The organism is Okeania hirsuta (assembly GCF_003838195.1).
Classification (GTDB): domain Bacteria; phylum Cyanobacteriota; class Cyanobacteriia; order Cyanobacteriales; family Microcoleaceae; genus Okeania; species Okeania hirsuta.
Map to the genome: position 1 here is coordinate 14826 of NZ_RCBY01000087.1, position 13437 is coordinate 28262.

8 protein-coding genes and 2 pseudogenes are annotated in these 13437 nt (G+C 35.6%); 4 read left to right on the forward strand and 6 right to left on the reverse strand.

Features of this window, described 5'->3' with window-relative positions; translation table 11 throughout:
* Positions 1–55 precede the first annotated feature (55 nt).
* Both D5R40_RS15860 and wecB read right to left on the reverse strand, forming a co-directional pair.
* Complete coding sequence (locus D5R40_RS15860; RefSeq protein ID WP_124142712.1) at positions 56–1195, reverse strand: RNA-guided endonuclease InsQ/TnpB family protein; 1140 nt, start codon at positions 1193–1195, stop codon at positions 56–58.
* Positions 1196–1833: 638 nt separating this feature from the next.
* Positions 1834–2946, reverse strand: a complete 1113-nt coding sequence (gene wecB, locus D5R40_RS15865; RefSeq protein ID WP_124142713.1) for a non-hydrolyzing UDP-N-acetylglucosamine 2-epimerase — start codon at positions 2944–2946, stop codon at positions 1834–1836.
* A gap of 245 nt (positions 2947–3191) precedes the next feature.
* Between wecB and D5R40_RS15870 the strand changes: the two genes are divergently transcribed.
* The 4 genes and pseudogenes from D5R40_RS15870 to D5R40_RS15890 all read left to right on the forward strand — a co-directional run bounded on the left by D5R40_RS15870 (position 3192) and on the right by D5R40_RS15890 (position 8493).
* Entirely contained in the window at positions 3192–6425 is a 3234-nt protein-coding gene (locus tag D5R40_RS15870) for an ATP-binding protein (protein ID WP_124154898.1), read from the forward strand.
* Positions 6426–6593: 168 nt separating this feature from the next.
* Complete coding sequence (locus tag D5R40_RS15875) at positions 6594–6839, forward strand: response regulator (RefSeq protein WP_161564286.1); 246 nt, start codon at positions 6594–6596, stop codon at positions 6837–6839.
* Positions 6840–7076: 237 nt separating this feature from the next.
* A pseudogene (locus D5R40_RS39655) lies at positions 7077–7730 on the forward strand (GAF domain-containing protein).
* Positions 7731–7902: 172 nt separating this feature from the next.
* On the forward strand, positions 7903–8493 hold the full coding sequence (locus D5R40_RS15890) for a pseudouridine synthase (RefSeq protein WP_124142717.1): 591 nt from the start codon (positions 7903–7905) through the stop codon (positions 8491–8493).
* A gap of 33 nt (positions 8494–8526) precedes the next feature.
* Here the strand turns inward: D5R40_RS15890 and D5R40_RS15895 are convergent, their stop codons facing one another.
* From D5R40_RS15895 to D5R40_RS15910, 4 genes and pseudogenes are all read right to left on the reverse strand, one after another.
* A complete protein-coding gene (locus tag D5R40_RS15895; RefSeq protein ID WP_124142718.1) occupies positions 8527–8838 on the reverse strand; it encodes an urease subunit beta in 312 nt (103 codons plus the stop codon).
* 48 nt (positions 8839–8886) lie between these two features.
* On the reverse strand, positions 8887–9189 hold the full coding sequence (gene ureA, locus D5R40_RS15900) for an urease subunit gamma (RefSeq protein WP_124142719.1): 303 nt from the start codon (positions 9187–9189) through the stop codon (positions 8887–8889).
* A 1770-nt stretch (positions 9190–10959) separates the two neighbouring features.
* Positions 10960–12420 (reverse strand): annotated as a pseudogene (gene tnpC, locus D5R40_RS15905) (IS66 family transposase).
* Between the two features lie 664 nt (positions 12421–13084).
* A partial coding sequence (locus tag D5R40_RS15910; protein ID WP_134239618.1) for a peptidoglycan-binding domain-containing protein occupies positions 13085–13437 on the reverse strand: 353 nt, incomplete at its 5' end.

Consider the following 13437-nt stretch of genomic DNA (forward strand, 5'->3'; position numbering starts at 1 on the left):
AAAGTCTGCTTCATAAAACCGACATAAAACTTCACATAGTGTGATATTTTAATGTTTACTTCCTGCTTCCACCGGAACTGTCGGCAGCACTCCGTCCACAGGCATCAACGGTCAAGCCGACCGCATTTCTTAAATTAATACTTGCGTTCAAATCGCGGTCTATAGATATGCCACAATCAGGGCAATCAAAAGTTCTTAGATTTAATGGCATATCTTGTACATGACCACAACTAGAGCAAGTCTTTGACGATGGAAAAAATCTGTCTACTACTACTAATTCACAGCCGTACCATTGACACTTATACTCTAGCTGTCGTCTAAACTCATAAAAGCCCTGGTCTGCTATAGACTTGGCTAGCTTGTGGTTAGCTAACATTCCACTGACGTTCAAATCTTCAATTACTGCACTGCCGTGGTTTTTGGCTAAGTATGTTGTTAATTTATGAAGTGCATCTTTGCGGATGTTGGCTACTCGTCGAAGCAGCCTAGCTATCTTTAATTGTGCTGCCCTCCAGTTAGCTGAACCAATATTTTTATTGCGGTTAAGGTATTGTAGTCTCGAAAGCTTCGCTTCAAATTTACGGTATGACTTTACACTTTCAAAGACTTTCCCATCACTTAAAGTTGCTAATGTTTTTACTCCTAAATCTACACCTACGACATTAGTTGTTTTGGGTGTGGAAGTAGGAGTACATTCAAAAGCTAAACTCAAGTACCAATCACCAGCTTGTCTGCTAATAGTGATTTTTTGAGTAGTGGCTTCAATTGGTTCATAAGTTTTTACCCAGCCAATAAAAGGTAATTTATGACACCAACCATTTAATTCTATTGGTTTTCCACAATTATCTATTGTGAATGAATCAGACCTACCTTTCTTCTTAAATCTTGGATATTTACCCAACCCTTGAAAGAACCTCTTAAATGCTTCACCTAAGTTGATGAAAGCATATTGATAAACTCTAGACGACAAGCTTTTCATCCAGGGATAAAGAGGTTTTGTGTGATTAGTAAAAACCTCTCTCAACTTACGTTTGCGCAGCATTCCGAAGGAAACATTTGGTTTGTCACCATCTTTGTAAGCAGCATTCCACAGACTTAAACCCCAGTTATAGCACCATCTAGAGTAGCCCGCGTGTTGAGCCATCAAAGTTTTCTGTTTATTATTAAGTTTGAGCTTTGTTCTAATGGATTTCATGTATGCGTGAGCGCAGCCAGTCTAAATAGTATGCTTAAATACGTATTATATCGTTATTCGTTGATTAAGTCAATGCTCTACTAGAGTCTCTGAGCTAAAATGATTAGTAAAAAAGACCTAACCTTCTAACTTTCTAGGGGGAAAAGTCTGTATAGCAGTCGAAGCAAAGATATAAAGTTCATCCACACTGAGAAAGTTAGACTTACTACTGTTATAACTAAAGAGAACTTCAACAAGCGATCGCTAACTACAATAAAACTAAGGATGCAAATGCTTTGCTGAGAATGGAGTTATAGTTAAGCATCATTAAGAAAAATATTACAATATTAGGCGTTGCTGAAGCGCGTGTATGATATTAATTCTAATTACTTAGGAGTCAACCCACCCGCGCGCCTCTTCTAGGAGGGGAAGTCAGGAGGACTGAGTCAGGAGGGAAGAAAGAATAAGAAACTCCGAGTAGAAGGAGAAAGTTTTTTGCTCGCCCTCTTATCCTGAATGATATCATACCTATTTCTTCCTATTTAGTTACCGAAAAACTCCTTTCTATTTACTAACTCCTAACTCCTGTGAACTCATAAATTTATTCCGCAACGCCAAATAAAGAATGCGATAGAGACATATAACCGAGCAAAAATAGCTTAACCAAAATAACTTTTCACAATCTTCATAATTCTTTCTGAGGCATGACCGTCACCGAAAGGATTAATTGCCATTGCCATTTTTTCATACTTAGCAGCATCACTCAATAATTCCGCAGTAGCAGCCATAATATTAGTTGAATCAGTACCTACAAGTTTAGCAGTTCCTGCCATGATTGCTTCCGGCCTTTCTGTAGTTTCTCGTAATACTAAAACAGGCTTTCCTAAGCTCGGAGCTTCTTCTTGTAAACCACCAGAATCAGTTAATACTAAATAACAGTTATGAATTGCTCCTACTAATTGATTATAATCAAAAGGTTCTTCTAAAAAAACTCTGGGATGACTTTCTAAAATAGCTTTTAAAGGTTCTCTAACTGTAGGGTTTTTATGAAGAGGTAAAACTAAAGCTGTATCAGGAAACTTGTCTAAAATTTTGATAAATCCTTGAGCAATTTCTGTCAAAGGTTCTCCCCAATTTTCGCGTCGATGAACAGTTGCTAATATTACTCGGTATTTGTGCCAATCTAAACCATAAATATAACATTGAGGCTGAGTTTTCGCTACTTTTAACAAAGCATCAATGACCGTATTTCCTGTTTGATGAATTTCCCCTACTACTCCAGATTTGTGCAAGTTTTCTACAGCTAAATTGGTAGGAGCAAAATGTAATTGAGCTATCTGAGAAATTAAACGGCGGTTTGCTTCTTCAGGATAGGGATTCAATAAATCATTGGTTCGTAAACCTGCTTCTATGTGACCAACAGGAATTTTTTGATAAAATGCAGCTAGGGTAGCCGCAAAAGCGGTGCTAGTATCTCCCTGGACTAATACTAATTGAGGCTGCAGTTGCAGAAATAACGCTTCTAATCCTTGCAAACTTCGACACATAATATCTGTCAATGTTTGCCGAGTTTGCATAATTGCTAAATCCCGATCTGGACTAATTTCAAATAATTTCATTACCTGTTTTACCATTTCTCGATGTTGTCCAGTTAAAATTACCTGGGTTTTAAAATCTGGAGAACTTTGAAAAAGTTGGATAACTGGTGCTAATTTTATAGCTTCGGGGCGAGTTCCTAAAGTAATTGCTATTTGGATTGGAGTACTAAGCATTTTGGCTTAATTTTAGATTTTTTTCTAGACAGTCATCAAAATTATATAGTGTTTCTTGGTTGACTGAAGTACAGTAATTAGCCTTAAAAGAAAGACTTAAATCAGGGAGATAAAAAAGCTGTTTGCTGATGGCTATTTGCGTTTCGGCTGTCGCCGTACGCAGCATGACTTAGAAAGTTATAATTGCAACTACAGCTTAGGATTTGATTAAATAATAATATCTAGTATATCAGGAGGGGTATTATATGTCATGGTTATTTCTAACAACTATTAGTTCGAGTATCTTGCTGATGAATGTAATTTATTACCTACTACAACCAAGGTTAATGTTATTTAATTTAACATCAGATTTATTGATGGCACTGGCCTATTATTTGATCGCACTAATACTTACCTACTGTTTGATTAAACGACCAAATATGCCATTCAATTTAACTTTTTGGATGTTGGCAATTTTGATGATTTTTAGTGGTATTTCTTACAGTCAAAAAATTTGGAATCTACAGTCTCCTCATCATGGTCTATTAGGGTTAGTTAAAGGTACTACAGTAATAGTTGCTATTGTCACAATAATATTTTTAATTCGTTTAGCTCGAAAACTTTTAAAAAGACCTGATTTAATACAACTAGAAGCAACTAATGAGGAACTAGAAAAACAAATCAGAGAACGTATTTTAGCTGAAGAAAAAATATGCCTCCTGAATGCCAATTTGGAAGCTAGAGTACACAAGCGAACAGCAGATTTAAATCTTTTAAATCAAAAGCTAGAAAATGAAATCAATGAACGTATAGCATTTTCTGAAGCTTTAAAAAAATCTGAGGCTCGTTTAGCAGGTATTTTAGATATGGCGGAAGATGCAATTATTTCAGTAGATAGAAATAGAATTATTCAAATGTTTAACCAAGGAGCAGAAAAAATATTTGGTTATACAAATCAGGAAGCTGTGGGGCAATCACTTGGTAAATTAATTGTTTGGCAAGAGTCAAAATTCAACAACTCTCTAGAAGTAAAAAATCATCAAACAAAACATAGACTAGCTGTAGTTATTGCTAGGCGAAAAGATCGTACAGAATTTCCAGCAGAGGCATCAATTTCACAATTAGAATTAAAAGATGAAACTGTATTTACGATAATTTTGCGGGATATTAGCGAACAGCAAGCTGCACTTTACGAACGCAAACAAGCAGAACAAAAATTAGCTATTCAAGCTTCAGCAGCAGCAGCATTAGCAAAATTAGGTCAACGTGCTTTACAAAATATTTCTTTATTTGAGCTAATGTCAGAAGCAGTGTCCCTAGTTTGTCAGACTCTAAAACTAGACCATTGTCAAATTTGGGAATACTCATCAGATACTCAAACTTGGCAAATTAAAGCTAGTATGAATAAAGCAAAAACTTTAATCGCTCAACCAGTTGTTACTAAGGCTTTTGATTCTATTATTACTCACACTTTAGCTGCGGAAAAACCAGTTATTATTGAAGACCTCAACACTAAAATTTCAGAGTATCCAGACTTCAAACACTTGTTAAAGCAAGGTATTGTCAGTGGTATCAGTTTAATCATTCCGGGAAATCATCAATCAGTAGGAATATTAGCTGCTTATGCTACTAAAAAATATACTTTCACTCTTGATGATATTCACTTTTTACAGTCAGTGACAAATGTTCTCGCTAGTGCAATTGAACAAAATTTGATTCACTTAGCGCTACAACAACAATTACAACGTAGTCTTCTATTAGGACAAATTACTCAAGATATTCGCCAAAGTTTAGATGTACAGAGAATATTTGATACTACTGCAAAACAAATAGGTCAAGCTTTTCTCGTCAACCGTTGCGTTATTCATTCCTATCAGGTAGGAACAGTACCAAAAGTACCATTTGTAGCCGAGTATTTGGAAGAAGGATATCAATCGATCATGGATTTAGAAATTCCGGTAGTAGACAATCCTTACATAGAAAAGCTTTTAGAGCAAGATAGAGCGATCGCTTATAGCAATGTTTATACAGAACCCGTGTTACAAACAAATATTTCTATATCAATATGTATTTCCATAGGATTAAAATCTATGTTAATAGTTCGCACCTCTTATCAGGATGAACCCAATGGGATTATTTGCTTGCATCAATGCGATCGTTACCGTACTTGGACAAAAGATGAAATTGAACTACTAGAAGATGTTGCCCAACAAGTAGGAATTGCCCTGGCCCATGCTCATTTATTGGAGCAAGAAACTAGCCAAAGTCAACAACTTGTTGAACAAAATATTGCTCTTCAACAAGCAAGACAAGCAGCAGAAGTGGCTAATAAAGCTAAAAGTGAATTTTTGGCTACTATCAGCCATGAAATTCGGACTCCAATGAATGGAATAATTGGGATGACTTCTTTGTTATTTGATAGTGACTTAAATTTAGAACAGCAAGAATATTTGAATGATGTCCATGACTGTAGTATAGCTTTACTCGGAATTATTAATGATATTCTTGACTTTTCCAAAATTGAGTCTAATACAATAGATTTGGAGCAAAGACCTTTTAATTTAGGATTATGTGTGGAAAAGTGTATTGATTTACTAGCTATTAAGGCAGTTAACAAAAATATTGAATTAGCTTATTTAGTTGAAGATGATACTCCAAGTATAATTTCAGGAGATGAAATAAGAATACGCCAAATATTAGTTAATCTTATCTCTAATGCAATTAAATTTACACAAAAGGGAGAGGTCTTAGTTAATGTTTCAGCTCACAAAATAATAGATTCAAAAAAAAGCAATAATCAACAAAATATAGAGAATGATTTGTATCAAATAAAAATATTTGTTAAAGATACTGGAATTGGGGTTCCCCGAGACAAAATGCACAAATTATTTCAACCATTTAGTCAAGTAGATAGTTCCACAACTAGGGAATATGGAGGAACAGGATTAGGATTAGTCATTAGTAAACGTCTCTGCGAGATGATGGGTGGTAAAATGTGGTTTGAAAGTCAAGAAGGAATAGGATCTACCTTCTATTTTACCCTAATTGTAAAAGTTGATGAGAATGTGAAAAGTCAACTTAATTCTATACCGAAATTAGGTAAAAAACGATTATTGATTGTAGATGATAATCCTTCTTGCTTACAAATTTTAACTAAGCAGTTAAGTCAGTGGGGGATTTTAGCTCATGGTGTTGCATCAGGTGTCGAAGCAATAGATCTGCTTCAACATGAAAATGTTAACCAAAATCAAGTTTTTGACCTAATAATTATTGATATGCAAATGCCAGAAATGAATGGAGTGGCAACTGCTACTGCTATTAGGGAGCTACCTAAATATCAATCTCTACCATTAGTTATGTTAACTCCTATTGGTAAATCTCCAGAAAAAAATCAGCTCCAAAAACTAAATTTAGCAGCTTTATTAAATAAACCCATTAAGCAATCACAACTGCAAAATATATTGCAGAAAATATTTAGTCAAATTACAATTAACTCTTAGAACTGATTTATAAAGTAAATATTAAGAGGCTGAATTTCTGGCAATACAAGGGTTTTGGGAGTTATAGTTCAATAATACCTAAATCCCTGAGATTTAGATGAAATCAGGGTTTTAGCTAAGTTTACAAATCAGCTCTTAGTATTTTTTAATAAGATTTGTATGAATTCAATGCAGTCACAGAATAATGCTACTGTAATTATGATAGTCGATGATGAAAAATCGACCCGTTATTTACTTCATCAAGTATTACAAAAAGAAGGATATCAAATAATAGAAGCAAAAAATGGTAAGCAATGCCTAGAAATGTTTAGTATTCAAATACCAGACCTAATTCTACTAGATACAATGATGCCAGAAATAAATGGCTTTAATTACTATATCAAATTACAAGAACTTTTTAGTAAGGATTTATAAAATAATTTGTCTCTAGATCAAAAACTAGATAGCAACCCTTTACTCTATGGGACTTCAGTGTTAATGATTACTACTCTTGAAGATCAAGAATCTATCGATCTTGCCTTCGCTGTTGGTATCCTAGATTATATTACTAAACCTGTTCAATTCGCAGTTTTACGTCAGCGAGTCCGTCGAATTTTGCAAATTAATCAACTTGTTAAAGAGTTAAGAAAGCAAACAGAAAGATCGAGATTAATGACCCTCATTCAAGAACGAATACGTCAGTCACTAAACCTTAATGATATTCTCAAAAATACAGTAGATGAAGTCATAAAATTTCTTAAAAGTGACAGGGTATTGATATATAAATTTAATCCAGATGGAACTAGTGAAGTCTTGATGGAATCTATTGCTTCTGGTCTACAATCCGTTATAGAAAATATGAGTATAAATTCATATTATAACAATGATAATCTACAGCAAACAAATCTTACTAAAAATATAGCTATTGCTGATTTAATTCTATATCATATTGAATTTATGACTCGGTTTAAAGTAAAATCTAACTTAGTAGTACCAATATCAAAGATAAATAAAGAACAATTTTCTGAGCAAGATTTTGACTATTCTAGAGAATAATTATGGGGATTATTAATTGCCCACCACTGTTCAAAACTAAGAAAATGGCAATCTTCAGAAATTGAATCTATTGAACATTTAGCTAGACAATTAGCGATTGCCTTACAACAGTCAGAATTATATCAACAATTAGAAACTGTAAATGAAAAGTTACTTCAATTTGCTACTCTAGATGGTTTAACTAAGATTGCTAACCATTGTCTATTTGACGAATATATCCACAGGGAGTGGCGACTTATGGCAATTGAAAAACCTTACTTCAATAATTAAGCGGAAATGATCATATAGAAAAACTTGCTATACAATTTATCTCTTTTTGTCAAAACTTATCGATCTAATTGAACGAAAAAATATGTCAATTATTCATGATTATTACTTTTTTTCTTCCTTCTTACCTCTTCCTTACTTAGATTAATTAACCGAACTTGATATAATTTTACTCATGAGTTACAGGTACATTTTATTTAATAAACCTTACAATGTTTTAAGTCAATTCACTGACAATACTGATGAGTCTAACAGACGGCAAAACCTTAAAGATTACATTCCCGTGTCTTCAGTTTATCCTGTGGGTAGATTAGACCGAGATAGTGAAGGAGTTTTACTACTAACAAATCATGGACAACTCCAACACCGACTAACTGACCCTAAATTTGCTCATCCTCGTACTTATTGGGTGCAAGTAGAACGAATACCAGATGAGGCAGCATTAAGACAACTAAAACAAGGTGTAACGATCAAAAATTATCAGACTCGACCTGCAAAAGTAAGATTGTTATCTGTAGATCCCAATTTTCCACCCCGCAATCCACCAATTCGATTTCGTAAAACTGTACCCACCGCATGGTTAGAAATCATTCTCACAGAAGGCCGAAATCGTCAAGTGCGAAGAATGACAGCAGCAGTTGGTTTTCCCACACTACGGTTAGTTAGAGTAGCGATCGCAGACCTGTACATAAATGAACTTCAACCTGGTGAGTGGCGAGACCTCAATCAAACTGAAATTGAATCTCTCAAGCAGATGGTTTTTTAATTGAGGAAGTTGCTAGAAGGATAAATCAACCTACTATTTGTCTAATTTACCATTAATTATACCATTAAAACCATAAACTTCTCGTCTTCCAACAAATGGTACTAAAATTACTTCCCGTTCATCTCCCGGTTCAAATCTAATAGCAGTACCTGCCGGAATATCTAGACGCATTCCTTTGGCGAGTTCACGGTCAAAACTCAAAGCATTATTTGCTTCATAAAAGTGGAAATGAGAACCAACTTGAATTGGGCGATCGCCTGTATTTGCTATTAATAATTTTACTGTCGGGCGACCTGGGTTTAATTCGATTTCTCCCTCTTGAATAATCATTTCACCTGGAATCATAATAGTTATCTTTTTCCTATTTCTTCTGTCTTTCAACAATTCTAATTTCTAACGGATGGGATTATGCACAGTTACCAATTTTGTCCCATCAGGAAAAGTCCCTTCTACCTGAACTTCTTGTACCATTTCTGGGATACCTTCCATGACATCATTTCTTGTTAATAAAGTTGTACCAAAACTCATTAATTCAGACACCGTTTGACCTTCTCTAGCACCTTCTAAAATTGCCGCGGAAATATAGGCAACTGCTTCAGGATAATTCAATTTTAAGCCTTTTTCTTTACGACGTTCTGCTAATAAAGCAGCAGTAAAAATTAACAGTTTATCTTTTTCTTGGGGTGTTAACTGCATAGTATTTTTATATAGTTATCTCAGGGAAAATTTTATCATGTTTATCAATTTAATACTTGAATTGGTAGTGCATCAAGAAAGTGTGGGAATGGTAATATGAATATAGTCCCTAAATAGTTCAAACCATTATGGAATGTGCTCTGTGTGGTCATGGGCATTGTCCATAAGCACGAAAAAAACCAGTAAAGTAAGCCAACGGTACTATTGTCCCGAATGTCTACAAACTTTTCCTATGGGATGCTGCACAAACACGCTCTACTTTCTATACCCTACAGTATCGTCGGCAAATTGAACCAGAAACAATACCTATGGTTCTGCAAGGTCATATTGAGGGTAGTAGTTTAAGAGGAATTAGCCGTACAGTAAATCTGTCCTATAATACGGTAGTCAGTTTGGTGAGAACTGCCTCTCAAAAAGCGAGTGGCTAATTCTGGGGAGACCCCAGAATGTAAGAGGCACTCAAGACAAGGACAAATGATTCATCATGCTCATGTACGCGCATATCGAAACCTCACAAATCAGTGGAGATGAATTTTGGTATGAATGTCCACAAAAACAGGCATCACTGCCAGTCGAATGAACTGAGGGCAGGTGATTGTGGGATTGGGATAAATCAAGCATTCTCAAGTGGATTGATTCTCACAGGGATAGTTGGTAAACATACTCAGGACTTACGCAAAGACACTATAATATAGTGTTGACCCATAAAGGTTTATCTATTTGGCGATCGCTTGAAAAACAAAATATAGCAATCCTATTTTATTTGTGTATGAAAATCTTACCGCTTTTAGGGAACAGGGAACAGGGAACAGGGAACAGGGAACAGGGAACAGGGAACAGGTAAGAGTTTCGGTTTTTTTATCTACTTTTTGATTACCCGCAACCTATTTAGGATTGCTATATCAAAAATTTCAAAGCTTAACTCAAGTTACTTGATATTATTTGGTATACTTTTTGAGTATAAAAACAATTGTTTGTCAACATATTTAAGATGAATTTTAATTATTTAAAATAATTTCAGTATTTAATTAAGTAGCCAGAAAAATTATACTCTGACAAATCTTCCTGACCATCTGGAAGAAGTTAGCCACGATTAAAAAGGAATCGCGCAGGTAGACGATACCGGATGTATAAAAAAATATCAAAAACTGGAATAATTAGGATGGAATGAGTGAGAATTAGTATCAGGAAAAATCATTAAAATTAAAGGTTTTCCTAGAGATAAAAAAAAGCGATTGCTAATTGGCGAGGTCTGCTCAGAATGTAATACGCACTCAAGACAGTCAAATTATTCTGGGTTACTATTTTCACAAAAAGAACAGAATATATTGCTACTAACGACCTGAATCAATCCTGTAATGATGAGGTAGAGTTGGAAATCCAAACTAGATGGAAAATCATCTTGATAGTATGTAACTATTTGCAGCTAGTCTGCCAGGGAAAACGCATCTAATTTTTTTGACAAATGACTAAAAACCCAATAATGCCCTTGACCTCACAGGGTTACAAGCAGCTCAAAACCATTATTGGATAAGAGTTCAAAGGACATTTAGCTGGGTCTTTAATTTGTGATACGGGATAATCATTATTGTTGTTGGTGTGGGTGAGCGAAGCTCACCCACACCAACACATAGCCTTGATCTATTGTTCAATTTAAATGGAAGTGATAATGGAGTCTTTATGGGTGATATCACTATCTGCAATCACTCTAATTCACTCGATTTTTATTTTTGTTTTTTTACCAAGATTGCAGACTGCAATCGTAAGGATTCAGGTATGCAAAATAGGAATAAGAGAAAGAGTTGATGAGGGATCGCCTACAACGCTGTCCACTAGAGACTGTTCAAAGAATTCAATCACAGAACGCCCCTGGCGACGACAGGTTTGTACCACAGTTAATAAATTAGCTGTGTGTTGAAATCTTTCCATACTTCTGGAACCACCACTAACTTTTCGTTTGGTGATTGCCAACCGTCATGAACGTTCTGCTAGATTATTATCAGGAGGAATCTCTGGGTGAAGTAGAAAATACCACCATTGGTCTGCTTTCAATTTCAAAGTTCGTAACAGTTTCCCTGCTTCATAGCCTGCTTTATGACTCCATTGTTTGAGAGCTAATTCTACTTTGTTTTTAAATCCAATCGCCCACTCATCATAAATAGCCCGTTCTTGGTTCTTTTGCCAGATACTATAATGTTCAAATCCTTCATCAATTAACTCTTTAAAAGTTTTTCCTATCTCTTGATTCAACTTACCTGGTAGTTGAATTAATCGTTGAAAATGACATCGTAGATGAGCTAAACACTTCTGTTGGGCTTGCACTGGATAGCCATTATAAACACTCAGATCATCACTACTGAGAACACCAGCATATTTATGCCCCAACTGAGATTCCAGTTCGGCACGTCCTCTGGTATCGGAAGCCCGGAATAAACAAAAATCTTGATTGGTAAACACCCACAACCATTCCTTCACTCCTTTTACTGGCCAAGGTGTTTCATCTACATGAATTGAAGGTTGTTCTATTTTCACCCATTCTGAGAGTTCTTCTACATGAGGTTTAATTGCTTGCTCTAACCTTTGATTGGTGTTCACTAAAGTCCCTAAGCCAATCTCAATTTTCCCTAATTCCCATAACATTTCTTGTTGTTTTTCATAGGGTAAATGTCCATAGTTTCCCAACCATCCTAGGAAAGCTTGTAACTTTACCCCCAAATCTTGCCCTGGTATCATATCTTCAGACCAAGGTGCTGATGTGACTGTACCACACCTCAGACATTGACACTTGTGGCGATGGTACTCTATGATTTCAATAGGTTTGTCCACCAGTTGGGCTACTTGTTGAGTTTCTACTTCCACACTCTCATCTAAAAATTCTGCTTGACCACAATGACTACAAACAGAGTGTTGCAATATTTCTATTCTGTCTATTCTAGAAAACCCTTTGCGAGTCTTACCCTCATGGCCTATTTGTCCTCCTGGTCGCCTCTTCTTTTCTGAGGAACTTAGAGACTCTTCTTTTGGTTTGGTTTTTTCCGATTTTTTCAGTAGATCGGTTGATGGGGGTTTGGAGGAGTTCTTACTGTCTAGGTTTTGACTCTGTTCTAATTTATCAATTTGTTTTTGCAGTTTCTCTATCAGTTTTTGTTGAGTCAACAACATTTCTACCAGTTCTTCCTTTGACAACTGGTTGAGGCGTTTACGATTTACTGGGCGCTGTGATTGACTCATGCTTTTACTTTTATTTGTACGAAGAGAGTTCTATTTCTAGGGAGTTTCGTATAACAGGTTCGCCATATTGACCTAAACTATGGAAAAAGTATCATTGACTTGTTCTAGTCTATCCAGGACTTAGCCAAAATACACCATCCATCGCTGTTCTTGCTTACAGTCCAGCAGGTATTCATAAGACTGTAAGAATATTTTAGCATCTTGCCATTTTCGGAAATGGCTTAAAGCTAGGGTTCGTGACTAAGTCTCCAAACTCAATTGTTTTGTATCCGTATTTATAGTTAATAAAAATGCCAGAATAAAATTTGGCACACACAAACCTGCAATTAGGGCTAAAACTAGAGACGCTGCAATGAGCGTGCCAACTAATCCTATAATTCTTTTGTGGCAAAACTTTTAAGTTCTTAGCTAGAAAAGGTATGCTATACCTTTCATCAACTATTTTTAATAGATAGTGAAAGCTGAAATCCCGTAAATTCGTTATCTAGTTTGTGATAGCAGAGAACTTGGTACTTAATTGCAGTTACTCTAGTTTTACGCCTTTAAGAATGGCAGAAATATTGAGGCGTTAGCGGAGCTTTGCGTCAACAATCGCCTAAATTAGTAGACTTTATGTATACCGCTAGCGTAAATCCTGATTAGTTTTGGTTAGTGAATTCAACTACTAATCGAGCCATTCTAATCGTGCCCAAGTTTGGGAACCCACAATTCCATCCACAGTTAAACCAGAGGATTTTTGGAATTTCTTCACAGCTTCTTCTGTTGCTACACCAAATATTCCATCAAATACCAAGGGACCATATCCAAGAAAATTTAACCGTCTTTGTAGATATTCTACATCTTCTCCAGTGCTACCCAAAAACAGAGTAGTGCGGACAATTTTACTTGTATCTATTACTCCCCAAGTTTGGGAACCAACAATTCCATCCACAGTTAAACCATAGTATTTTTGGAATTTCTTTACAGCTTCTTCTGTTGCTACACCAAATATTCCATCAACTACCAAGGGACCAAATC

Excerpts from the sequence above, each read along its gene's own strand:
- wecB (WP_124142713.1), bottom strand. The coding sequence starts at position 2,946 with ATGCTTAGTACTCCAATCCAAATAGCAATTACTTTAGGAACTCGCCCC.
- ureA (WP_124142719.1), bottom strand. The coding sequence starts at position 9,189 with ATGCAGTTAACACCCCAAGAAAAAGATAAACTGTTAATTTTTACTGCT.
- D5R40_RS15870 (WP_124154898.1), top strand. The coding sequence starts at position 3,192 with ATGTCATGGTTATTTCTAACAACTATTAGTTCGAGTATCTTGCTGATG.
- D5R40_RS15895 (WP_124142718.1), bottom strand. The coding sequence starts at position 8,838 with ATGATTCCAGGTGAAATGATTATTCAAGAGGGAGAAATCGAATTAAAC.
- D5R40_RS15860 (WP_124142712.1), bottom strand. The coding sequence starts at position 1,195 with ATGAAATCCATTAGAACAAAGCTCAAACTTAATAATAAACAGAAAACT.
- D5R40_RS15875 (WP_161564286.1), top strand. The coding sequence starts at position 6,594 with ATGCAGTCACAGAATAATGCTACTGTAATTATGATAGTCGATGATGAA.
- D5R40_RS15890 (WP_124142717.1), top strand. The coding sequence starts at position 7,903 with ATGAGTTACAGGTACATTTTATTTAATAAACCTTACAATGTTTTAAGT.